Origin of the sequence: Rhodoferax sp., assembly GCF_010365055.1 — a bacterium.
Lineage (GTDB): Bacteria > Pseudomonadota > Gammaproteobacteria > Burkholderiales > Burkholderiaceae_C > Rhodoferax.
Genome location: NZ_JAAFHA010000037.1, coordinates 1 through 22,767, shown reverse-complemented (window position 1 = coordinate 22,767; position 22,767 = coordinate 1). Strand labels below are relative to the sequence as shown.

Annotated in this window: 16 protein-coding genes and 2 riboswitches; of the genes, 11 read left to right on the top strand and 5 right to left on the bottom strand. The window is 61.6% G+C overall.

Translation table 11 applies throughout. The annotated features are described in order from the left end of the window. The first annotated feature begins 24 nt into the window (after window positions 1-24). On the top strand, window positions 25-1,344 hold the full coding sequence (locus GZ093_RS10325; protein WP_296485590.1) for a hemolysin family protein: 1,320 nt from the start codon (window positions 25-27) through the stop codon (window positions 1,342-1,344). Here the strand turns inward: GZ093_RS10325 and GZ093_RS10320 are convergent. Continuing rightward, window positions 1,341-2,945 carry a diguanylate cyclase gene (locus GZ093_RS10320; protein ID WP_296485588.1) on the bottom strand — a complete coding sequence of 535 codons (1,605 nt, stop codon included), beginning with the start codon at window positions 2,943-2,945 and terminating at the stop codon, window positions 1,341-1,343. The two genes, GZ093_RS10325 and GZ093_RS10320, sit on opposite strands and share 4 nt — an antisense overlap. A 204-nt stretch (window positions 2,946-3,149) precedes the next feature. Here GZ093_RS10320 and GZ093_RS10315 point away from each other — a divergent pair, with 204 nt between their 5' ends. From GZ093_RS10315 to GZ093_RS10305, 3 genes are all read left to right on the top strand, one after another. Continuing rightward, entirely contained in the window at window positions 3,150-3,689 is a 540-nt protein-coding gene (locus GZ093_RS10315; protein WP_296485585.1) for a cyclic nucleotide-binding domain-containing protein, read from the top strand. Window positions 3,690-3,695: 6 nt separating this feature from the next. Then, window positions 3,696-4,643, top strand: a complete 948-nt coding sequence (locus GZ093_RS10310) for a tRNA-dihydrouridine synthase (RefSeq protein WP_296485583.1) — start codon at window positions 3,696-3,698, stop codon at window positions 4,641-4,643. A gap of 106 nt (window positions 4,644-4,749) precedes the next feature. After that, window positions 4,750-6,363, top strand: a complete 1,614-nt coding sequence (locus tag GZ093_RS10305) for a methyl-accepting chemotaxis protein (RefSeq protein ID WP_296485581.1) — start codon at window positions 4,750-4,752, stop codon at window positions 6,361-6,363. Window positions 6,364-6,428: 65 nt separating this feature from the next. Here the strand turns inward: GZ093_RS10305 and gcvP are convergent, their stop codons facing one another. From gcvP to GZ093_RS10285, 4 genes are all read right to left on the bottom strand, one after another. Continuing rightward, window positions 6,429-9,311: an aminomethyl-transferring glycine dehydrogenase gene (gcvP, locus tag GZ093_RS10300; protein ID WP_296485580.1), complete on the bottom strand. Its 2,883-nt coding sequence runs from the start codon at window positions 9,309-9,311 to the stop codon at window positions 6,429-6,431. A gap of 178 nt (window positions 9,312-9,489) precedes the next feature. Continuing rightward, complete coding sequence (gene gcvH, locus GZ093_RS10295; protein WP_296485578.1) at window positions 9,490-9,864, bottom strand: glycine cleavage system protein GcvH; 375 nt, start codon at window positions 9,862-9,864, stop codon at window positions 9,490-9,492. An 88-nt stretch (window positions 9,865-9,952) separates the two neighbouring features. Beyond that, on the bottom strand, window positions 9,953-11,098 hold the full coding sequence (gcvT, locus tag GZ093_RS10290; RefSeq protein ID WP_296485577.1) for a glycine cleavage system aminomethyltransferase GcvT: 1,146 nt from the start codon (window positions 11,096-11,098) through the stop codon (window positions 9,953-9,955). A 69-nt stretch (window positions 11,099-11,167) separates the two neighbouring features. Further along, window positions 11,168-11,303, bottom strand: a riboswitch (glycine riboswitch). A 22-nt stretch (window positions 11,304-11,325) separates the two neighbouring features. Continuing rightward, window positions 11,326-11,430: riboswitch (glycine riboswitch) on the bottom strand. A gap of 8 nt (window positions 11,431-11,438) precedes the next feature. Then, window positions 11,439-13,130 (bottom strand): electron transfer flavoprotein-ubiquinone oxidoreductase, encoded by a 1,692-nt coding sequence (locus GZ093_RS10285; protein ID WP_296485575.1) that lies wholly within the window; start codon window positions 13,128-13,130, stop codon window positions 11,439-11,441. 137 nt (window positions 13,131-13,267) lie between these two features. Between GZ093_RS10285 and GZ093_RS10280 the strand changes: the two genes are divergently transcribed. From GZ093_RS10280 to GZ093_RS10250, 7 genes are all read left to right on the top strand, one after another. Then, window positions 13,268-14,050, top strand: coding sequence for an SDR family oxidoreductase (locus GZ093_RS10280; RefSeq protein WP_296485573.1), 783 nt, complete (start codon window positions 13,268-13,270; stop codon window positions 14,048-14,050). Between the two features lie 6 nt (window positions 14,051-14,056). Then, window positions 14,057-14,968: a DMT family transporter gene (locus tag GZ093_RS10275; protein WP_296485571.1), complete on the top strand. Its 912-nt coding sequence runs from the start codon at window positions 14,057-14,059 to the stop codon at window positions 14,966-14,968. Continuing rightward, window positions 14,965-15,558, top strand: a complete 594-nt coding sequence (locus tag GZ093_RS10270) for a chorismate lyase (protein ID WP_296485570.1) — start codon at window positions 14,965-14,967, stop codon at window positions 15,556-15,558. The genes GZ093_RS10275 and GZ093_RS10270 overlap by 4 nt, the downstream gene beginning before the upstream one ends. Next, the gene (locus GZ093_RS10265) at window positions 15,555-15,974 is read left to right on the top strand and encodes an acyl-CoA thioesterase (protein WP_296485568.1); all 420 of its coding nucleotides are present in this window, start codon (window positions 15,555-15,557) and stop codon (window positions 15,972-15,974) included. The genes GZ093_RS10270 and GZ093_RS10265 overlap by 4 nt, the downstream gene beginning before the upstream one ends. A 372-nt stretch (window positions 15,975-16,346) precedes the next feature. After that, entirely contained in the window at window positions 16,347-18,956 is a 2,610-nt protein-coding gene (locus GZ093_RS10260) for a chemotaxis protein CheB (RefSeq protein ID WP_296485566.1), read from the top strand. Next, complete coding sequence (locus GZ093_RS10255) at window positions 18,943-20,802, top strand: diguanylate cyclase (RefSeq protein WP_296485564.1); 1,860 nt, start codon at window positions 18,943-18,945, stop codon at window positions 20,800-20,802. The genes GZ093_RS10260 and GZ093_RS10255 overlap by 14 nt, the downstream gene beginning before the upstream one ends. Window positions 20,803-20,892: 90 nt before the next feature. After that, window positions 20,893-22,656 (top strand): adenosylcobalamin-dependent ribonucleoside-diphosphate reductase, encoded by a 1,764-nt coding sequence (locus tag GZ093_RS10250; protein WP_296485562.1) that lies wholly within the window; start codon window positions 20,893-20,895, stop codon window positions 22,654-22,656. Window positions 22,657-22,767 lie beyond the last annotated feature (111 nt).

The following is a 22,767-nucleotide window of genomic DNA, read 5'->3' as shown; positions in this document are numbered from 1 at the left end:
GGTGTTTATTCTCGCCTGTGATTCATGGAAATCCTGCTAATTGCCTTTCTGATCCTGCTCAATGGCGTGTTTGCCATGTCAGAGCTGGCCTTGGCCGCCAGCCGCAAAGCGCGGCTCAACGCCATGGCCGAAGCGGGGGACAAAGGTGCAGACGCCGCGCTGTCGCTGATGGAAAATCCGAATCATTTCTTGTCCACCGTGCAAGTTGGCATCACGTCGATTGGCGTACTCAACGGCATCGTGGGTGAGGCGGCGTTCAGCGCCGGTGTGGCCGCTTGGCTGCATGGTTGGGGGGTGGCGGACAAAGCCGCCGCCATTTCCGCCACGGCGATTGTGGTCACCTTGATCACTTTTATCACCATCATTTTTGGCGAGTTGGTACCCAAGCGCATTGGCCAGTTGTACCCGGAAATCGTCGCGCGCTGGGTGGCGCGGCCCATGATGTGGCTGGCCGCCGCCGCCGGGCCCTTTGTGAGCTTGCTCTCGGCCACCACTGCCGCGGTGCTCAAATTGTTGCGCATCGACACCACCGGCGCGCGTGCCGTGACCGAAGAAGAAATCACTGCCAGTCTTGAAGAAGGCGTTGACGCAGGCGTGATCGAACAGCATGAGCACCAAATGGTGCAAAACGTGTTTCGGCTTGACGACCGGCCGCTGACGTCGCTGATGGTGCCTCGCACGGATGTGGAATGGCTCGATGCCTCCAGCACGGTGGCCGACAGCCTGAAGCGGGCCGGCTCGGGTGGCGAGCGCGGGGCGCACTCCTGGTATCCGGTGTGCCGCGGCTCACTCGATGACGTGGTGGGCAAGATCAGTGTGGCGCGCTTGCTGCAACTGGGCCCGGATGCGCCAGGCACACTGGAGGCCTACGTGACACCCGCCACTTTTGTGCCCGAGACGCTCAGCGGCATGGAGTTGCTGGAGCAGTTCCGCGCCAAAGCGGGACGCTTTGTGTTGGTGGTGGACGAGTATGGCGTAGTGCAGGGCTTGCTGACGCCCCGTGATCTCTTGGAGGCTATCACCGGGGAGTTGCAGCCGGGCGCGCAGATTGATGCCTGGGCCACGCGGCGCGACGATGGTTCCTGGCTGCTCGATGGCCTGATGCCCGTGGGCGAACTCAAGGTCCGTCTGGCGATTGATGACCTGCCGGAAGAAGACCGTGGCCGTTACAACACGGTCGCGGGCCTGCTGATGTCGGTGTCGGGCCACCTGCCGTCAGTGGGTGAGCGAATTGCGTGCGCCGACTGGCAATTTGAAGTGATGGACCTCGATGGCAAGCGCATTGACAAAGTGCTCGCCACGCCGCTGGCAGCCGACACGCAACCGGGCCAGGTTGGGATCTAGCGGACCGTGAGTACGCGGTTGCGCCCGCCAAGTTTGGCGTCATAGAGCATTTCGTCGGCCTCCTTGATCAGTGCCTCGGCGTTGCTTGTGCCTGGAAAATGGGACACACCGGCCGAAAAGGTGGACTCAAACCAATGCGCCCTGAAGGGGTATCGGATGCGGCTGAAATCAACCCGGATGCGGTCCAGAATGTCGAACGCCTGATTGGAATCGGAGCCCGGCAAGACGACCAAGAACTCCTCGCCACCATAGCGACCCACAAGATCCGTCTTGCGCAGACGTTGTTTGAGCAGCCAGGCCAGGCTGCGGATCACCTGGTCCCCATTTGGGTGACCAAAGCGGTCATTGATGTTCTTGAATTCGTCAATGTCAATCATGGCGACAGTGAACTGTTTGCCACTGGTGGCGGCCTCGTCAAGGGTCGCGTTTAACTTTTCCTTGATCGTGCGGTGGTTGAACAATCCGGTCAGGCCGTCGTTTTGCATCGAGCGGCGCAGCGCCCGGTAACGTTCAATCTTGCTCTTGACCACCGCATTGAGGAAGACGGGGTTAAAGGGCTTGGTCAGGAAGTGATCGCCGCCCAGGCGCAATGCGTCCACCTGCAGCGCCATGTCGCCGTCGCCAGACAGATAAACCACCGGTGTCGACAGGAACTCGGCATGCTGGCGAATGACCCGGGTGGCCTCCACGCCGGTACAGTCCGGCATGTACATGTCCATCAAGATCAGGTCCGGCTCGAATTGGCGCAGTCCATTGAGCACGTCGGCCGGATTGGCCACGGCGAAGGACTCAATGCCGCTTTGTTTGAGCGTGCGCTGGATTGACTTGCTGGCCGTCAGGGAGTCCTCCACCACCAACACACGGTACGGCGCCTCTTCTTCATTGCCGCACAACTCCATGATCCGGGCCAGGATGGCCGATTGCGGCGTGTCCACGGCAAGGCAGAAGTCACAACCCGCGCGAAGCATGACTTTGAAGCTGTTGAAGTCAACCTGCTGCGAGGACACCAAGAGCTTGCTGGCTGAAAAACGGGTACGCAAGGACTGGATATGCTCGCACGCGGTTGCCAGCGCCATGTCCTGAGTATCAAGCAGCAAAATGCGGGGTTCTTCAGCGTCAGAGGGAACGCCTTGCCAGGGATGAATTTCAGCCTGGATACCGAAGTAGGCCAGTTGTGACATCAGGGCCTGCCAGGAACTGGCACTGTTGCTGATAAACCAGATGCGATGCGTCGGATTGAGGACGCAGGCAGTCTCGGTTGCGTGCGCTTCGCGCCGTTGCGTCATGGGGCGGGTGTTGCTGTCGATGAAGCGCGTCACGCGGGCGCCCAGCGACTCAATCTGGCTGCACAAATCATTCAGGGTATCGACCGACATCTGGTGCTGGTCTGCTTCATCAAACAGGGTCAGCGCCTGCTGTTCCAGCTGGTGCGCCAGCTGATGCAGACCCGACAAGCCCTGATTCTGCAAAAAATCGGAAAAACTCGACAAGCACACCGAAAACTCGACGAACGGCTCGAAGTCGGGTGACTTGAGATAGGTCCACCACTTAAAGAGCAGTTCATCGCTTTTCTTCTTTAATTCAGCAGGCGGGCAAGACATCTTTTTCCCTTAACGTGAAGGGTGAAATTATGACAGCACGGCGTCTGTTGACTTGGCTCTGAGGCAGACGTCCAATTGGGTGGCGGGCAGTGCGCTCAATGGGAGGTGTCGGACCATCAAGCTTCCATTGTGGGTGGGTTTGGGGTTGCTCTTATTTCCGTTCTTGATCGATCGCCCACCATGAGCCGTGTACCATCATTGACCATGAAAGTTGATCCCGCCATCGTTCAAATGTCCGCTGAAAACGTGCGGGCCGAAGTGATCGCGCGGCAACCTGCCCTCAAGCTTGACCCTGCCATTGTTCAGAAGATCAGACAACAGGTGCCGATTTTCAAAGGCATGTCGCCGGACTGCTTGATGCGAACACTGGCGATGGCTGAATATTTTTCGGTCAAGACCGGTGAGGTGCTGTTCAACGAAGAAGACATCGGTGAATCATTTTTTGTTCTGATCGCGGGTGAAGTGCGGGTTGAAAAACTCCGCAACGGCCAAGTGGTCGAGCTGGCCCGGCTCAGTGCGGGTCAATGCGTTGGTGAGATGGCCTTGGTGAGCCAGCGGCTGCGATCGGCCACGGTGCGCGCCCTGCGTGACACCGTCACTATGCGCTTCTATCGCGAGCTCATTGATACCAACCCCGAGAGTGCGCACATCATTTACCGCAATATCGCCAGCATTCTCGCCAGGCGACTCGACGACTCAAGCGTGACGCTGGCCGAGCAGGCCGGGCGCAATACAAGCCCCTGACGCCGGATGACGATTCTTCTCGCGCCCATGGAGGGCTTGCTGGACTTTGTGCTGCGTGACATCCTGACCCGCGTCGGCGGCGTGGACCGCTGCGTCTCCGAATTCATCCGCGTCACCAATACCTTGCTGCCCGAGCAGGTGTTCACGCGCGTCGTGCCTGAGCTGCTCAATGGCGGCTGCACTTTTGCGGGCGTGCCGGTGCGGCCGCAATTGTTGGGTTCTGACCCGGTTTGCCTGGCAGAAAACGCCGCCCGCTTGGCCGCCCTGGGGCCGCCCGGCATTGACCTGAACTTTGGCTGCCCGGCCAAAACGGTCAATCGCCACGGCGGCGGGGCCGCCTTGCTTGACGAGCCCGAGTTGCTGTTGGCGATCGCGGCGGCGGTGTGCCGCGCCGTCCCAGCGGAAATGCCGGTGTCGGCCAAGATGCGCCTGGGCGTTCATGATGATTCACGGGCGCTGGAGTGCGCGCTGGCACTCGAGGCCGGTGGCGCGAGTGAGCTGGTGGTGCACGCCCGCACCAAGGCCGATGCCTACCGGCCCCCCGCTTACTGGGAGCGTATCGCTGATATCCGCGCTGTGGTTCGCATCCCCGTCGTGGCCAATGGCGAAATCTGGAATGTGCAGGATGCGCTGCGTTGTCGCGCGGTGTCGGGCTGCGACAGCTTGATGTTGGGCCGTGGCATGGTGAGCGACCCGGGCTTGGCCCTGGCTGTTCAGGCGGCGATGGCAAGCCCGGTGCAGCACCCGGCCATCAACTGGGCGACGCTGCTGCCCTTCATTGCCGAGTTCTGGCGCCTGGTGTGCACGCGACTGGAGCGTCGCCAGCAGGCGGGGCGGCTCAAGCAATGGCTCAACTTTCTGCGTCGCCACCACCCCGAAGCCGAACTCGCCTATGGGGCGCTGCGCACACTCAGCGAGCCGGCTGACATTGACCGGTGGCTGGCCTTGCAGTGAGCGCCACCGGGCGCGCCAATCACAGATTTTGCACAGCCCTGGTTGGTCAATCCGGGGTCAAGAAGTCGCCATGAATCGATTACCATCAATGCGTTCAGGAGGCTTTATGTTTGCAAATATCCGCATCACGCACAGATTTGTTGCTGTGATTGTCATTTTTTCGGCTGCCATGTGGGCCGTGATTGGTGTCGCTTACTGGGGCCAGGCGTCGACCCGGGACAGCATCAAGACCTTGCACGACGACGCGATGCAGCCCGCCCTGATGGCGGAGCAGTCGATCGACAAACTCGTACAAAACCGCATGCAGGTGTTGCTGGCGTTCCAGCATGCCCCGGATGGGCCGCTGGTCTCTGTCCATGAGCATCCGACCAGCCTTCATACCGACACCATTGCCGGCAATCGCACTGAAGCCGACCGGGTTTTCAAGGTGATGGAATCCTCGGTGGCCAACCCGGAAGAAAAAGCACTGTTCGAGGCCGCCAAAGTGAGCTGCTTGGCTTGGCGCGACAAGCTTGACCAGGCGGTCAAGGCGATCCAGGCAAATGACTTCAGCCCGGCCATCATGGCGCAGTTCCTCAAGGCCAGTCGCGAGGAAGGTGAGGCCGCGGTCAAGGCGTTGCAGGTTTACCGCGACTACCAGGTCACCCAGGCCAACGACGCCTATGCGGCAGCGCAAGAGCGTGTTCGCACGACGCTGATGGTGTTCGGTCTGATCGTATTGATAGGTGCCACGCCGGCAACATTGCTCACGCTCACGCTGCTCAAGCGCATGCGCCTGGGGTTCAAACTGGCCAACGAAACGGCGGCCGCCATTGCCGAGGGCGATTTGACCCACGTCGTGCCGCACACCGGTCGCGACGAGATTGGCAAGCTGCTGTTTCACATGGAGACCATGCGCAGCAAACTGCAGCACGTCATCGGCCAGGTGCGCGACGGCTCTGATTCCATCGCCAGTGCCGCGAGCGAAGTCGCCACCGGCACGCTGGACTTGTCGAAACGCACCGAGGAGCAAGCCAGTTCGCTGGAAAAGACCGCCTCCGCGTCCGAAGAGTTGACCAGCACCGTGCAGAACAACGCCGACAACGCCGCTCAGGCGAACCAGCTCGCGGCATCCGCTTCGGACGTGGCCAGTCGCGGTGGGGCGGTGGTGGCGCAAGTGGTCGACACCATGGAAGCCATCAACACCTCATCGCGCAAGATTGTGGACATCATTGCCGTGATCGACGGTATCGCCTTCCAGACCAACATCCTGGCGCTCAACGCCGCTGTGGAAGCGGCGCGCGCCGGTGAACAGGGCCGCGGTTTTGCCGTGGTGGCAGCCGAAGTGCGCAGCCTGGCGCAGCGCAGCGCCGAAGCGGCCAAAGAGATCAAGACGCTGATTTCCGACTCGGTGCAGAAGGTCGGCGTCGGCACGGCGCAGGTCGCCCAAGCCGGTGCCACTATGCAGGAGATCGTGACCGGCATCCAGCGCGTGGCCGGCATTGTGGGGGAGATCGCCCTGGCCAGCCGCGAGCAATCCACCGGCATTGCCCAGATCAACCAGGCCGTCACCCATCTGGACGGTGTGACGCAGCAAAACGCCGCGCTGGTCGAGCAGACCTCGGCCGCGTCCAACGCCTTGCAGGAACAGGCGCGCGATCTGGCGGGTTTGGCGGCCTCGTTCAAGCTGGAGCAGCACGCGGGCACCGACAGCAGCCCGGGCCGCTTGCGTTTGCGCTGACGCCGGGTAGCCGTCAAGGCGTCCCCGCCCTTCCTTATTCAGCCAACGCCTTTTTGGCCTTGGTCTTACTGCCCATCCCCCACCGGCACGCAACAGCAAAACAAATTGCGGTCGCCATAGACGTTGTCGATGCGGCCGACCGGCACCCAATATTTGGCCTGTTTCAGGCTGGGCACCGGGAACGCCGCCAGTTCGCGTGAGTAGGGCCGGTCCCAGGCCTCGCCCAGCAGCGATGCAGCGGTATGCGGTGCGTGGCTCAGCGGGTTGTTGCCCTGCGGCCAGGCACCTTGCTCCACCTTGGCAATCTCGGCCCGGATGGCGATCATGGCGTCAATGAAGCGGTCCAGTTCGTCCAGCGTTTCGCTTTCGGTGGGCTCCACCATCAGCGTGCCGGGCACCGGAAAGCTCAGGGTGGGCGCATGAAAGCCATAGTCCATCAGGCGCTTGGTCACGTCTTCAGCGGTCACGCCATGGACGCCGCCGCTGCTTTCTTTCAAGGGGCGCAAATCCAGGATGCATTCGTGCGCGACACGGCCGGGCTTGCCCTCAGAAGAAACGCTGGTGTAGAGCGTGGGGTAATGGTCTTTGAGCCGCACGCTGATGTAGTTGGCACTCAAAATGGCGACCTCGGTGGCCGCCTTCAAGCCAACAGCACCCATCATGCGGCAGTACATCCAACTGATGGGCAGCACGGCCGCGTTGCCCAAGGGGGCGGCTGATACCGCACCCACGCCATGACCGGGCAAGTACGGCACCAGATCGGCCACCACGCACACCGGCCCGACGCCGGGGCCGCCGCCGCCGTGCGGAATGCAGAAGGTCTTGTGCAGGTTCAGGTGGCTCACGTCGCCGCCCAATTCGCCCGGTGCGGCCAGACCCACCAGCGCGTTCATGTTGGCGCCATCGACATACACGCGCCCGCCATGGCTGTGTACCAGCGCGCACAGGTCTTTCACGCTGGTCTCGAACACGCCGTGGGTGCTGGGGTAGGTGATCATCATCGCGCCCAGGTTGGCGCTGTATTGCTCGCACTTGGCGTTCAGGTCCGCCATGTCGACATTGCCGTTGGCGTCGCATGCGGTCACCACCACCTTGAAACCGGCCATGGCGGCGCTGGCCGGATTGGTGCCGTGCGCGCTACTGGGAATCAGGCAGATGTTGCGATGGGCCTGGCCGCGTGCCGCATGAAAGCCGCGAATCGCCATCATGCCCGCGTATTCGCCTTGCGAGCCCGCGTTGGGCTGCAGGCTGATGCCCGTGTAGCCGGTGGCCTGGCACAGCCACGCGCGCAGTTGCTCGTCCAGCTCGGCGTAGCCAGCGCGCTGCTCGGCCGGGCAAAACGGGTGGATGTCGGCAAATTCGGGCCAGGTGATGGGGATCATCTCGCTGGTGGCGTTGAGCTTCATGGTGCAGCTGCCCAGCGGGATCATGCTGCGGTCCAGTGCCAGGTCAAAGTCAGACAGGCGCCGGATGTAGCGCAGCATACCGGTTTCACTGTGGTGGCTGTTGAACACCGGGTGCGTCAGGTAGGCGCTGGTGCGCAGCAGGGCAAAGGGCAGCAGGGTGCTGGCGGCCTGCTCGAAGTCGCTGACCTGCGGCATCGTCTGGCCGGGCTTGGCAAAGAAACCCCAGAGTTGCGCGACATCGGCGCGGGTGGTCGTTTCATCGAGCGACACACTTAAAGAATTATTTGAAGCAAATCGCAGGTTAGCCCCCGCCGACAGTGCTTTAGTAGCTATTGAATTCGTAGCTTCCCCGGTGTGCACCGTGAGCGTATCAAAGGAGCTGGCGTTGGCGCTTCGGTAGCCCAGGGCCAGCAAACCTTGCGCCAGGACTGCGGTCAAGGTCGCCACACGTTGCGCGATCCGCTTCAAACCGGCGGGTCCGTGGTAAACGGCGTACATGCTGGCCATCACCGCCGGCAGCACCTGCGCGGTGCAGATGTTGGAGGTGGCTTTCTCGCGGCGAATATGTTGCTCGCGCGTTTGCAGTGCCAGCCGGTAAGCCGGATTGCCGTGCACATCGATGCTCACACCGACCAGCCGGCCGGGCATGGTGCGTTTGTATTCGTCGCGGCAGGCCATGTAGGCGGCGTGCGGGCCGCCGTTGCCCATCGGCATGCCAAAGCGCTGCGTGCTGCCCACGGCAATGTCGGCACCCAGTTCGCCGGGGGGCTGAAGCAGGGTCAGCGCCAGCAGGTCAGCGGCCATGACGACGATGCCGCCTTTGGCCTTGTAGGCCTTGATCCACGCGCGGGCATCGTTCACCACACCGCTCACGCCGGGGTATTGCAGCAGCACGGCAAAGCTGTCCTGGCTCAAGGCCTCATTGCCGCTGCACACCTTGACCTCAATGCCCAGCGGCTCGGCGCGGGTCTGGATCACGGCCAGCGTTTGTGGCAACACCTCGCTGTCCACCAAAAACGTGGTCGATTTGGACTTGCTGGCGCGCAGCGCCATGGTCATGGCCTCCGCTGCGGCGGTGGCTTCGTCCAGCATCGAGGCATTGGCCATCGGCATGCCGGTCAGGTCCATCACCATGGTCTGAAAGTTGACCAGCGCCTCCATGCGGCCTTGGCTGATCTCGGCCTGGTACGGTGTGTACGCGGTGTACCAGGCGGGGTTTTCCAGGATATTGCGCAGAATCACGCCGGGCGTGAGCGTGCCGTAGTAGCCCTGACCGATGTAGCTTTTGAACACCTTGTTCTTGGCGGCCATGATCTTGAGCTCGGCCAGTGCAGCGGCCTCAGAAATCGGCGCGGGGATGTCCATCGGCTGGCTGCGGGCAATGGAGCGCGGCACGATCTCATGGATGAGGTCGCTGCGTGATGCAGCCGCCACGACTTTGAGCATCACGGCTTCGTCAGCCGCGTCGATGCCAATGTGGCGCGCAATGAATTCGGACGGGTTTTCTAGTTCAGACAAAGCGGGGGTAGAGGGTGTGGGCATGGCAGACTCAATGATCCGTTCGCCCTGAGCCTGTCGAAGGGCCAGCGAAACTGGAAAAGGGGCAAGGGCGTCGACAGGCTCAGCCCGAACGGTGTTGGCTGGCAAAAACTTGTCATTTCTGAACGGTCGGGAAACCAGATGTCATGGCGGCCCACACTGAGCGAAATGACAGTCGCTGTCAGTGCGCGTCAGCGGCGTAGCTGGCGTAGCTGGTTTCGTCCATCAACGCGTCCAGGTCGGCCGGATTGGCCAATTTGAATTTGAAGAACCAGCCCGCACCCAGCGGATCGCTGTTGGCCAATGAGGGATCGGCGCGCAGGGCTTCGTTGACTTCCACGACTTCGCCGTTGGCGGGCATGTACACGTCCGCGGCGGCCTTGACCGATTCGACCACGGCGACGGCGTCTTTTTGCGCGTAGGTCTTGCCGACTTCGGGCAGGTCGACAAAGACCACATCGCCCAAGGCGTCTTGCGCGTGCTGGGTGATGCCGACGGTACCGAGGTTGCCGTCAATGTTGATCCATTCGTGGTCGGGGGTGTATTTGATGGTCATGAGCGTTCTCTTGAGCTAGAAGTTGAAAGGGACAAGGGGTTTGGCGAATTGCAGATTGCGAATGACGAAAGAGCGGGCGGGGACGGGCCTAACCACGGAAGTAGTTGGTTGGCACAAACGGCATCGCCACCACCTCCATGGGCACCGGCTTGCCGCGCACCATGGCGTTGACGCGCGTGCCCAAGGTGGCGAGCTCAGGCGGTACATAGCCCATGGCGATGGGCTGGTCGATGGTTGGGCCGAGCAAGCCGCTGGTGACTTCGCCAATGCGCTGACCCTGCAAGTTCTGCAGTTCTGTATGCTCACGCACCGGAATGCGCTCCAGTGCCAACAGTCCAACACGTTTTCGGGTTGCAGCCCCCGTCCCACCTGCGAGTTGCGCTAGTATTTTTGCAGCACCCGGAAAACCACCGGCGCGCGCGCCACCGGTGCGGCGCACCTTCTGCATGGCCCATTGCAGACTGGCTTCAACCGGTGTGGTCGTGCTGTCAATGTCGTTGCCATACAGCGGCAGACCGGCTTCCAGTCGCAGTGAGTTGCGTGCGCCCAGCCCAATCGGTTTGACTTCAGGTTGCGCCAGCAGCGCTTGCGCCAGCGCTTGCGCTTGGGAATCGAGCACTGAAATCTCAAAGCCGTCTTCGCCGGTGTAGCCGCTGCGGGTCAGGAACACGTCAATGGCTTGTTCGCCCGCCTGAATCGTGAAATGGCCCCCGGTCATGAACACCAGCTTTTCCACGCCCGGTGCCAGGCGCGACAGGGCGGTCACGGCAAGCGGCCCTTGCAGTGCCAGCAAGGCACGCTCCGGCATGGGAATCACCTGGCAGCGACTGCCGATCTTGGCCTGAATGTGCGCGATGTCACCGACCTTGCAAGCGCCGTTGACGATGACAAAAATATCGCTGCCCCGATTGACGAACATCAAGTCGTCGATGATGCCGCCCTCGTCATTGAGCAGCAGGCCGTAGCGCTGTTTGCCTACCGGCAAATCGATCACATCGACTGGAAGCAGGCTCTCAAACGCGGCGGCGGCATCGGGCCCGACCAAGCGCAACTGGCCCATGTGGGATACGTCAAACAGGCCGGCAGCGGTGCGGGTGTGTTTGTGTTCAGCCATCAGGCCGGCTGGGTATTGGACCGGCATGGAATAGCCGGCGAACGGCACCATGCGGGCACCAAGCGACACATGCAGGTCGTTGAGCGGGGTTTTAGAGAGGTTGTCGGACGTGGGCGTCATCAGCGAACTCCTGCAAAGGAAAAGGGGCAAGTCAAATACCATGACCTCGACCGATGTCGAAAGCCATGGGCTGCCCCCGCTGTCCGCTTTACCTGAGAGATTCGCCGCTGCCAGTTGCACACAGGGTGCTGGCCTCGGGTTGCTCCTTCGGTGGATCACCCTGGCGTCCAAGCGCCAGCGGTGACCTCTCTCCAGTGGGGAATCACTCCAAGGTCTTGCGACCTTTGAAGTGTTTGTCAGTCCTTTTGCCTGAGCGTTCAAACTGCTGCGATCAGCAACTCTGCGCCTTCGGCGGCCACCTCACGGGGCTGGCTCTCTCCTGACCCGGCGGATTTTACAACTACATCCCCGCGTAATTCGGTCCGCCGCCGCCTTCGGGCGTGACCCAGACGATGTTTTGCGTCGGGTCCTTGATGTCGCAGGTTTTGCAGTGCACGCAGTTGGAGGCGTTGATCTGCAGCCGATCGGTGCCGTCATCGTTCTTGACAAACTCATAGACCCCGGCCGGGCAATAGCGCGCCTCGGGCCCGGCAAATTTGGCCAGGTTGATGGCGACCGGCACGCTGGCATCTTTCAAGGTCAGGTGCGCGGGCTGATTCTCTTCATGGTTGACGTTGCCGATGAAGACGCTGCTCAGGCGGTCGAAGGTGAGCTTGCCGTCAGGCTTGGGGTAAACAATCGGCTGGCACTCGGCGGCGGGTTTCAGGTAGGCGTAGTCGGGCTTGTCGCGGTGAATCGTCCAGGGCATCTTGCCGCCCAGTCCAAACTGCTCCAGACCATTCATCAGGGTGCTCACCCGCAAGCCGTACTTGAACCAGGCCTTGAAGTTGCGCGATTTGTTGAGTTCGGTAAAGACCCAGCTGTTCTCGAACGCCTCGGGGTACGTGGCCAGTTCGTCATGCTGGCGTCCCGCTGTGACGGCCTCAAATGCCGCCTCGGCTGCCAGCATGCCGGTCTTGATGGCGGTGTGGCTGCCCTTGATGCGGCTCACGTTCATGAAGCCGGCCTCGCAGCCGACCAGGGCGCCACCGGGAAAAACCGTTTTTGGCAGCGCCATCAGACCACCGGCCGTGATGGTGCGGGCGCCATAGGCCAGCCGTTTGGCGGTCACTTCGCCTTGTGCGTTTTCAAAATACCAGCGCACATTGGGGTGGGTTTTCCAGCGCTGGAACTCCTCGAACGGGCTCAGGTAGGGGTTTTGGTAGTTCAGCCCGGTGATGAAGCCCAAGGCGATCTTGTTGTCGGGCATGTGGTACATGAAGGAGCCGCCGTAGGTGGCGTTGTCCAGCGGCCAGCCAGCGGTGTGCATGGCAAACCCAGGTTGGTGGCGCGAGGGGTCGACCTCCCACAACTCCTTGATGCCCAGACCGTAAGCCTGCGGGTCACAGCCCTCGTCGAGCTTGAATCTTTCAATCAGCTGGCGGCCCAGATGACCGCGTGAACCCTCGGCAAAAATCGTGTACTTGGCCAGTAGCTCCATGCCGATCTGGAAATTCTCGCCCGGCTCGCCTTCCTTGTTGACGCCCATATTGCCCGTGGCGACCCCCCTGACAGCACCCTGCTCGGTGTACAGCACTTCAGCGGCTGCGAAGCCGGGGAAAATTTCCACCCCCATGTTCTCGGCCTGGGTGGCCAGCCAGCGCGTCAACTCGCCCAGGCTGATGATGTAGTTGCCGTGGTTATGGCTGCATTTGGGCAGCAAAAAGTTGGGGGTTCGGTAGCCTGATTTTTCGCTCAGGAACATCATGGCGTCATCGGTCACCGGCTGGTTCAGAGGCGCGCCCATCGCCTTCCAGTCGGGAAACAGCTCATTCATGGCAATCGGGTCCATGATGGCGCCCGAGAGACTGTGCGCGCCCGGTTCGGCGCCTTTTTCCAGCACCACCACCGACAGCTCCTTGCCATTTTCAGTCGCCAGTTGCTTCAGACGAATGGCGGTGGCCAAGCCAGCGACGCCGCCGCCAACAACCACCACGTCGTATTCCATCGCTTCTCGAGGGCCGAACTGGGCCAGGATTTCCTGATTTGTCATGAGTTATCTCGCTTGATAATGGGGCTTGGTCCGGGAATGGACCGCGACCCGTGATTGTCGAACGCAAAAATCATTTTAGGCGTTCAATTTGAAAAATAGAACGATCGTTCTTTTTGTTGTTGATGGAGACTCTCTAAATGGCTTACAACATTGATCTTTCAGGCCGTGTGGCTTTTGTCACCGGCGCCTCCAGCGGACTGGGTGCCCAGTTTGCCAAGACCCTGGCCAGTGCCGGTGCCGCCGTCGTGCTGGCGAGTCGCCGAGTGGACAAGCTCAAAGACCTGCGCGCCGAAATTGAAGGCCAGGGCGGCGACGCCCATGTGCTTGAACTCGACGTGACCGACTTCGGCTCCATCAAGTCGGCCGTGGCGCATGCCGAGACCGAAGTCGGCTCGATTGACATCCTGGTCAACAACTCGGGCGTCAGCACCACGCAGCGCCTGCAGGATGTGTCGCCCGAGGACTATGACTTCATGTTCGACACCAACGTCAAGGGTGCCTTCTTTGTCGCGCAAGAGGTCGGCAAGCGCATGCTCGCGCGCGCCAAAGGCTCGGCGCCCGGCACCTACACCGGAGGGCGCATCGTCAACATTGCCTCGATGGCGGGCTTGCGCGTGCTGCCGCAAATCGGGGTGTATTGCATGAGCAAGGCGGCGGTGGTGCAAATGACGCGGGCCATGGCGCTGGAATGGGGCAAGTTTGGCATCAACGTCAACGCCATTTGCCCGGGCTACATTGACACCGAAATCAACCACCATCACTGGAGCACCGAGCAGGGGCAAAAGCTGGTGCAGATGCTGCCGCGCAAGCGCGTGGGGCAAGCCAAAGACCTGGACGCCGTGCTGGTGATGCTGTGCTCGGACCAAAGCCATTTCATCAACGGCGCGGTGATCTCGGCTGACGATGGCTTTGGTGTCTAAGCAAGAATGCTGAAAGGCATTCTTGCCGGACTGTTGGCGGGCGCCCTGTGGGGCATGGTGTTTGTGGTGCCGCGCATGGCGCCGGGGCTGTCATCGGTTGACCTCACCGCCGGTCGTTTCGTCAGCTTTGGCGTCATGTCGGCGCTGTCGATGGCCTTCACCTGGACCAGTCACCAGTTGCCCACGCTGCGCCAGGCCGTGACGGCACTCGGGATGAGCCTGATCGGCGCCACCGGCTACTACCTGTTGTTGGCGCTGGCGATCGGGCGCGCCGGCACCGAGGTGCCGACGCTGATTGTGGGCACCATCCCACTGTGGGTCATGCTGCTGGGCAAACCCTTGGGGCTGAAATGGGCGCACCTGTTGCCCGGCTTGCTACTCACGGCCACCGGCTTGCTGTTGATGATGAACGTCACGCTCACGGCGCTGGCACCCAGCGTCTGGGCGACTGAGCCTGACAGGGCTGAATTCTGGCTGGGTGTGGCACTGGCGACGGCGGCGATGCTGTGCTGGACGGCGTTTGCCATCCTGAACGCGGCCTGGCTCAAGCGCCACCCGGAGGTCAGCGCCACGGAGTGGACCAACTGGCTGGGACTGGCCACGGGTGTTGGCGCGGCCTTGCTCTGGTTGATTGCAGGTTCTGAGTCAAAAGTGCTGCTAACCCTTGACCATCCTGTGCAAGCAGCTGCAATTTGCATAGTCACTGGCGTCGGCTCCGCGTGGGCCGCCGGCATTCTGTGGAACATTGCCAGCCAGCGTCTAAGCGTCAGTTTGTGCGGGCAACTGATTGTCAGCGAGACCTTGTTCGCCCTGCTTTACTCGTTCTGGTGGGACGGCGCCTGGCCTGGCGCACTGCAACTGCTCGCGGCGGCGCTGTTCACGCTGGGCATTCTGGCCAGCATCCGGGCGCACCGATGAAGGCGTGGCGCAATATCAATGTGCAGCGCGGCAACCGCAAGCGCTGGTTGGGCGCACCGGGTTCGCTCAGTGCGCGGCTGGCCGGCGCGGGACAGCGCTTCAGCGTGCAGGTGCTGAGCCAGGGCCTGCAGGCACTTCACCCCGATGAGGCCCGGGCCCTGGGCCTGGGCCGGCGCCGGGCGGGCTACGTGCGCGAGGTGCTGCTGCGCGTGGACGACGTCGCCGTGGTATTTGCTCGCAGCGTCACCACGCACCCGCACTCCCAGGGGCCGTGGCGCTCGATCCGGGGCCTGGGCACGCGGCCACTGGCCGATGTGCTGTTCCGGCAGCACGGCATGGCGCGCACGCCACTGCAATTTGCCAGGCTGCCCCCCGCCAGCCCGCTGCATCGCCACGTGGCGCAAGCCTGGTTGGGCGGCACCGGCGCGGCGCTGTCCGGCCGCACGCTGCCGGCGCGGCGCTCGGTTTTTACCCGCGCGGCGGCGCCGCTGCTGGTGATGGAAGTGTTTGCCGCAGCGCACGCGCCCTGGTGCTGGCCGAGCACGATGGCACGCCGCGGCCCACCCCTTGTACCGAGGACGAAGATATGAAATTCGAGATTCCAGAACAGAAAAAACTGGTCTACCAGATGATCATTCCGATTCGCTGGGGCGACATGGACGCGATGAACCACGTCAACAACACCACCTATTTCCGCTACCTGGAGACTTGCCGCATTGACTGGATGCGCGCCGCGGGCTGCATGCCGGACCCGCACGGCGAGGGGCCGGTGATCGTTAACGCGTTCTGCAACTTCTACAAGCAGCTCGAATACCCCGGTGACGTGTTGATGAAAATGTATGTGAGCGACCCTGGCCGCACCACCTTTGAGAGCTGGGCCACGATGGAGCGCCTTGACCAGCCGGATGTGATTTACGCCGCTGGTGGCGCCACCACCATCTGGGTTGATTTTCCGAAACAAAAGGCCACCACGCTGCCCGACTGGATGCGCGAGCAGGTGAGCTAGTTTATAGACGAAATCAGGCTGTAGCCCGCGTCCCGTAAAGCTTTGTAGATTCTATTTATATAGCATAAAATGGCCTGCACTTCTGCGCGTCGTTTGAGCTCGTGGCTGCAGGCGTCGCCAGCACGCGGCAGACTCACACCAGCTTGACATTTGACAATTGCCAGCATCGACTTGCGGCCAAATAATGCGCCAGTCGAGGCAAATTTCCTCTCGTTGCGTCTTGTCAATCAGACTTAGGCTGCTGCGCCGGCAGGACCAGGCTTCTCCATTTGTGCTGCAGTTGCAAGATTGCGTACAGCTTAAGGCTGTAGGATATTAAGAGAAGCAGAGAAGTAGACAGGAGGTTGATTGAATAAGAACAGGGTATCGCCCATGCCGCAGCCATTTTCCGTTGTTGGCATCGGCGCTTCGGCCGGGGGGCTGGTGGCGCTGGAGCAATTCTTTTCGCACGTGCCGCTCAACAGCGGGCTGGCCTATGTGATCGTGCAGCATCTGGATCCCAAGCGAGAAGGCATGCTGGTGGAGTTACTGCAGCGCCATACCCCGATGCCGGTGGCCGAGGTGCAAGACCAGACGCCGGTCGAGGCCAATCGTGTTTACGTGATTGCCCCGGGGCACGACCTGTCCTTGCTCAAGGGCGTGCTGCACTTGCTGGTGCCACCCGAGCCGCGCGGTCTGCGCCTGCCGATTGATTTCTTTTTCAAATCACTGGCCGATGACCAGCAGGAACGCGCCATCGGCGTCATCCTCTCCGGCATGGGCTCGGACGGTACCCAGGGCCTGCGCGCCATCCGGCAAGCCGCTGGCGCCTGTTTTGTGCAAACCCCTGCCAGCGCCCAGTTTGACAGCATGCCGCGCAGCGCGCTGGATGCGGGCGTCGCCGATGTGGTGGCGCCGGCCAACGAGCTGCCGGTCAAGATCATGACCTATGCCGGGCGCAGCCAGCTCGCTCTCAACGCCGACAACCGGCTTAAAGCGGATCAAGCGGATGACGGTTTTCTCGACAAAGTGATCGTCTTGCTGCGCAGCCAGACCGGACACGACTTTTCGTTTTACAAGAAATCCACCATTTCGCGGCGTGTGGAGCGGCGCATGGGCCTGCATCAACTGGCCCACGTCGGCGACTACCTGCGCTATCTGCGCGAGAACCCGCATGAGTCCGAGCTGCTGTTCAACGAGTTGCTCATCGGGGTGACCAGCTTCTTTCGCGATCCCGCGGTGTGGGACCAGGTCAAAAACGAAGTCATCCCGTCGTTGTTGGCCATGCACCCGGACGGTGCCGCACTGCGCGCCTGGGTGCCCGGCTGTTCCACTGGTGAAGAGGCGTATTCACTGGCCATGATTTTCCGCGAGGCGCTGGAGCAAGCCAAGCCGACGTCGCACCTCACGCTGCAGATTTTTGCGTCTGATCTGGACCGTGACGCCATTGCCAGCGCCCGCAACGGCGTCTATCCGCGCCATATTGCCGCCGATGTGTCCGAACAGCGCCTCGCCCGGTTTTTTGCGGAAGATGCTGCGGGGTACCGCATCGGCAACGACATTCGCGAGATGGTGATCTTTGCCCAGCACAACCTCATTGCCGATCCACCCTTCACCAAACTCGACCTGCTGAGTTGCCGCAACCTGCTGATTTACCTGGAAGCCGAGTTGCAGGTGAAGCTGATGGAGCTGTTTCATTACAGTCTCGGTGCTGGCGGCTTCTTGCTGTTGGGTAGCGCCGAGTCGATTGGTTCCGCCACTGAACTATTTACCCCTTTGCCGGGCAAGTCACGGCTTTATCGCCGCCTCGATACCACGGATCGGGTGCTGCCGATCGGCTTTCCGGCGGCGTTTGTGCAGGCGCATGGCAAGCTGGGGACGGGCAACGCGGCGACCCTTGCCGACGCTTCAATGACCACGCCCGGTCTGAAGGCCATGGTCGAGACGCTGGTGCTGCAACGGTACGCGCCCGCAGCGGTGCTCGTGACCGAACAGGGAGTCACGCTGTATTTCAGCGGCAAAACCGGCAAATACCTGGAGCTCCCTGCCGGCAAACCCACCCTGAATTTGTTCGCGATGGCGCGTGATGGCATCGACCAGGCGCTGAGCGAGGCCTTTCACCGCGCGATGCGTGACAAAACCGGGGTCACACTCAAAAACGTCAAGGTCACCAGCGAGACCGCCGTGCAGCATGTTGACATCGTCGTTCAGCCGCTGCACGAGCCGGTGGCCCTGCGTGGCCTGGCGCTGATTGTTTTCTATGATGTCCCCAAGCCCCGCCACAGTCGCGCGTACAACCGAGGCGCCGGCTTGGCCGCTGATGCCACCCGCGTTGAAGCGCTGGAGCAGGAGTTGCAGCATTCGCGCGAGGAGGCCAAGTCCGTGCGCGAAGAAATGCAGACCTCGCAGGAAGAGCTGAAGTCAAGCAACGAAGAATTGCAGTCGATGAATGAAGAATTGCAGTCCGCCAATGAGGAGTTGACCACCTCCAAGGAGGAGATGCAGTCGATGAACGAAGAGCTGCAAACCGTCAACTATGAATTGCAAGCGAAGGTGGCCGACCTGGCGCGTGCCAGCAATGACATGAAGAACCTGCTCGACAGCACCGAGATTGCCACCCTGTTCCTGGATGAAGCCCTGCATGTGCGGCGCTTCACGCCCCAGACCACCCGCATCATCAAGCTCATTCCTGGCGACATGGGGCGCCCCATCACCGACATTGTCTCCGAGCTGATCTACCCCGAGCTGGCGCGCGATGCCCGTGAGGTGCTGCGCACGCTGGTGTTCTGTGAAAAGGATGTTCCCGCTGCCGATGACCGCTGGTTCAGGGTGCGCATCATGCCCTACCGCACGCAGGAGAACCGCATTGACGGTCTGGTCATCACTTTTTATGATATCAGCGGCAGGAAGAAGCTTGAAGCGGAGTTGCAGGCCATGAAGGCGCGGCTGGCGGCGCCGTCTGACAACTCGAAACCACAGGGGAATGGCGATGGGATTTCGTAGAAACCCGCTCAGTCTGGAAGACTTGCGCGAGCTTGCCCGCAAGCGTTTCCTGGGCCGCACCGCCAGCAACGCCAAGGCTTTGACTGTGGCCGAGGCACAGCATTTGTTTGAAGAACTCGAGATTCATCAAATTGAACTGGAGCTGCAAAACGAGCACCTGAACACAACCCGCCTGCAACTCGAGTCGGCGCTCAATCAGAGCAACGAATTCAACGATTTTGCGCCGGTCGGCATTTTTTCACTCGATGCCGCCGCGGCCATCACCAAATTAAATCTCGCCGGGGCCAGTCTGTTGGGCCGCGAGCGCTCCCGTCTGTTGGGCAGCCGACTCGGGCTCTTTGTGGCCGACGCCGATCGCCCAAATTTCAACGCCCTGCTGGAGCAAGCCACCAGCTCTGGTGACGTGCAAAGCGGTGAGTTGATGTTTGCCAACAAAGGGCCGCTGGTGTCGCATGTGCAAGTCAAGGTGGCCGCGTTGGCGCCGCCCCAGGGCTGGCAGATTATTCTGGTGGACATCACCGAACGCCGGCTGGCAGAGGAGCAATTGCGCGCCAGCGAGGAACGTTGGAAGCTGGCGCTGGAGGCGGCGGGTGACGGTGTCTGGGACTGGAACGTGGTGACCGGTGAGCAGGTTTTCTCAAGGCGTTTCGAGCAACTCTACGGTTTTGCTGAAAATGAGTACGGGCATCACCTCGATGACTGGGTGTCACGCATACATCCCGATGACAGGGCGCGTGTCATCAGCGCCCATCAAGAGTGCCTGAGCGGCAGGGCTGCCAGCACCTTCATTGAATTCCGCGGCCAATGCAAGGACGGCAGCTGGAAATGGGTGCTTTCCCGCGGCGCCGTCGTCAGCCGCAGCAGCGACGGCAAGGCCTTGCGCATGATCGGCACGCACGTCGACATCAGCAAACAAAAATTGACTGCAGAAGCACTGCTGCTCGCCAGCCGGTTCCAGCAGGCGGTGTTTGATTCCCTGGCGGCCCATATCGCGGTGCTCGATCACACCGGCACGGTGCTGCAAACCAATGCGGCATGGCGACAATATATGGTGGACAGCGGGTTTGCGGCAATGCCCTGCTGCCAGGACGCCAGCTACCTGAAAATCCTCGCTTGCCTGACCGAGCATGATGCGCTAACGGTGCAGGCCGCCGAGGCTGGCATCACGGCAGTCCTGGCCGGCGACTTGCCTTTTTTCCAGCTGGCCCAGCCGTTTTTCACCCCGCTGGACAAGCGCTGGTTCAGCATGAAAGTCACGCCGGTGCACGACAGCGTGCAGCGGCTGGTGATCAGCCACGAAGACGTGACCCAACTCAAGACCGCCGAACTGGCCAGCTTGACGCTGGCCAATATCGACACCCTGACCGGTGCCCTGAGTCGACGCAACTTCTTCAATCTGGCCGAGCAGGAAGTGGCCCGCTCGATTCGCTATGCCTTGCCGCTGATGGTGCTGATGCTGGACCTGGATCATTTCAAGGCCATCAACGACCAGCACGGTCATGCCGCGGGTGACGTGATCCTGCAGAAGTTTGTACAGACCGTCGCCGCTGTGTTGCGCGATTCCGATCTGATCGGCCGAATTGGTGGCGAGGAGTTTGCGGTGTTGTTGCCCAACACCCCCCTCGATGGTGGATGCGCGCTGGCGCAGCGCATTGTGGAAAGCGTTCGCGACCACCCGGTTCAATTCGATGGGGAACACATTGCCTACACGGTCAGCATTGGTGCGGGTTGTTTGTCGAGCGAGACCTCGTTCACAGCGTTGCTAAGCCTGGCTGACGCCGCACTGTACCGAGCCAAGATCGCGGGGCGTGACCGTCTTGAAGTAGGGCCGGCTGCCATCCCTTAGCGCCCTCTTGGCCACGCCCTTGCGAATCATCAAGCGCCCCCGGTAGGCGCTGGCTACGCTAAAACCATCTCGGAATCTGGATGGAACATCATGCACAAGTCTCCCTTTGATACCGCAATTTCAGAGCACGTATGGCGCGCGCGCTACCTTTGGGCGGAGCCGGGCAGCGTGCCGGAGCCGGCCATTGAGAACACCTGGGAGCGGGTGGCGCTGGCCGTCTCGGGCGCCGAGCCCCATCACCAGAACGACTGGCGCGAGCGTTTTCAGGCGATGCTGAGCGACTGGCGCTTCCTGCCCGGCGGGCGCATCCTGGCGGGGGCGGGCACCTCGCACCGCGTGACCCTGTTCAATGCCTTGGCCATGGGGCCGATTGAGGACTCGGTGCAGGGCATCTTCAATGCGTTGCGGGAGGCGATGCAGTGCTTGCAGGCCGGTGGCGCTATCGGCATCGACTTCTCCACCCTGCGTCCCGCGCTGGCGCCGGCTTTTTCGAGTGGTGGCGTCGCCAGCGGGCCGGTGTCGTTCATGAGCGTCTGGCAGGCGGCCAACTCGGTGTTGGAGACGGGCAACCGGCGCCGCGGCGCCATGCTGGCGACGCTGCGTTGCGATCACCCGGATATTGAAGCTTTTATCGACGCCAAACTCGACACCGGCGCCTTGTCCCATTTCAAGCTGTCGGTGTTGTTGAACGATGAGTTCATGCAGGCGCTGCAAGAAGACGGCCCGTGGCCACTGGTTTTCCCGTTGGGCGAACACCCGATTCCAGTCGGTGGCGAAGTGTGCGAGCGCGTATGGTCCGACGACGGACCGCCGCAACTGTGCCTGGTGCACCGGCGTGTGCCGGCGCGCGCCTTGTGGGAAAAGCTGTTGCAAGCCCAACACGCCAGCGGCGAGCCGGGCGTGCTGTTCATCGACCGGATCAACCGCGCCAATAACCTTTGGTATGACGAGCATCTGACCGTGACCAACCCCGATGGGGCCGTGCCGCTGCCGCCCTGGGGTGCGTGCAGCCTGGGGTCGATCAACCTGAGCCGCTTTGTCAAGCAGCCGTTCACCGCCCACCCCAGCGTCGACCTGGGCGGCCTGCGCGCCGTGGCGGCGGTGGCCACGCGCTTTCTGGACGATGTGCATGACATCTCTCTCTTTCCCCTCAAAGCGCAGCAAAAGAGCGCGCTGGCCAGTCGTCGCATTGGCCTGGGCGTCACCGGGCTGGCCGACATGCTGGCCATGCTCGGCGTGCGTTATGGATCAAAGGCAAGCCTTGACCTGACGCGCGAAATCATGGCCGCCGTGCGCGATACCGCCTACCGCACGTCGGTTGAGTTGGCGCAGGAGAAAGGCGCGTTCCCCGCGTATGACAAGCTCAAATTTGGTGCCAGCCCGTTTGTGCTGGGACTCGACCACTCGCTGCAGGATGCCATCGCGCAGCATGGCATTCGCAACAGCCACCTGCTGGCGGTGGCGCCGACCGAGTCCATCAGCTTGCTGGCCAACAACGTGTCGAATGGCATTGAACCGATGCGCGCTTTCAAGGCCATGCGACGGGTGCGCGGGGCTGAAGGCCAGGCCGTATTCTTTGACGTTGAGGACGCCGCCTGTCGCCACTACCAGGCCCTGCACGGACCCGATGCGCCCTGGCAGAAGCACTTTATGCAAGCCTTCGAGGTGAGCGCTGAAGACCAGTTGCACTTGATGGCAGCGGTACAGTCGTACGTGGACAGCGGCATTGCCAAAACCGTGTACCTGCCAGCGACTGCCACCGAGCACGATGTCGGGCTGGTGTTGCAACAGGCATGGGAACTGGGGCTCAAAGGCTGTGCCGTTGAGCGCGAGGGGCACCTGCGGCCGCTTTGAGATGGTTGGCTGATTTTGGGGCTGCGAAGTTTCTATGATTCACTGATTCACTGATTCACTGATTCACTGATTCACTGATTCACTGATTCACTGATTCACTGATTCACTGAT

Coding starts and splice junctions, on each gene's coding strand:
- GZ093_RS10325 (WP_296485590.1), top strand. CDS start 25: ATGGAAATCCTGCTAATTGCCTTTCTGATCCTGCTCAATGGCGTGTTT.
- GZ093_RS10320 (WP_296485588.1), bottom strand. CDS start 2,945: ATGTCTTGCCCGCCTGCTGAATTAAAGAAGAAAAGCGATGAACTGCTC.
- GZ093_RS10315 (WP_296485585.1), top strand. CDS start 3,150: ATGAAAGTTGATCCCGCCATCGTTCAAATGTCCGCTGAAAACGTGCGG.
- GZ093_RS10310 (WP_296485583.1), top strand. CDS start 3,696: ATGACGATTCTTCTCGCGCCCATGGAGGGCTTGCTGGACTTTGTGCTG.
- GZ093_RS10305 (WP_296485581.1), top strand. CDS start 4,750: ATGTTTGCAAATATCCGCATCACGCACAGATTTGTTGCTGTGATTGTC.
- gcvP (WP_296485580.1), bottom strand. CDS start 9,311: ATGCCCACACCCTCTACCCCCGCTTTGTCTGAACTAGAAAACCCGTCC.
- gcvH (WP_296485578.1), bottom strand. CDS start 9,864: ATGACCATCAAATACACCCCCGACCACGAATGGATCAACATTGACGGC.
- gcvT (WP_296485577.1), bottom strand. CDS start 11,098: ATGACGCCCACGTCCGACAACCTCTCTAAAACCCCGCTCAACGACCTG.
- GZ093_RS10285 (WP_296485575.1), bottom strand. CDS start 13,130: ATGACAAATCAGGAAATCCTGGCCCAGTTCGGCCCTCGAGAAGCGATG.
- GZ093_RS10280 (WP_296485573.1), top strand. CDS start 13,268: ATGGCTTACAACATTGATCTTTCAGGCCGTGTGGCTTTTGTCACCGGC.
- GZ093_RS10275 (WP_296485571.1), top strand. CDS start 14,057: ATGCTGAAAGGCATTCTTGCCGGACTGTTGGCGGGCGCCCTGTGGGGC.
- GZ093_RS10270 (WP_296485570.1), top strand. CDS start 14,965: ATGAAGGCGTGGCGCAATATCAATGTGCAGCGCGGCAACCGCAAGCGC.
- GZ093_RS10265 (WP_296485568.1), top strand. CDS start 15,555: ATGAAATTCGAGATTCCAGAACAGAAAAAACTGGTCTACCAGATGATC.
- GZ093_RS10260 (WP_296485566.1), top strand. CDS start 16,347: ATGCCGCAGCCATTTTCCGTTGTTGGCATCGGCGCTTCGGCCGGGGGG.
- GZ093_RS10255 (WP_296485564.1), top strand. CDS start 18,943: ATGGGATTTCGTAGAAACCCGCTCAGTCTGGAAGACTTGCGCGAGCTT.
- GZ093_RS10250 (WP_296485562.1), top strand. CDS start 20,893: ATGCACAAGTCTCCCTTTGATACCGCAATTTCAGAGCACGTATGGCGC.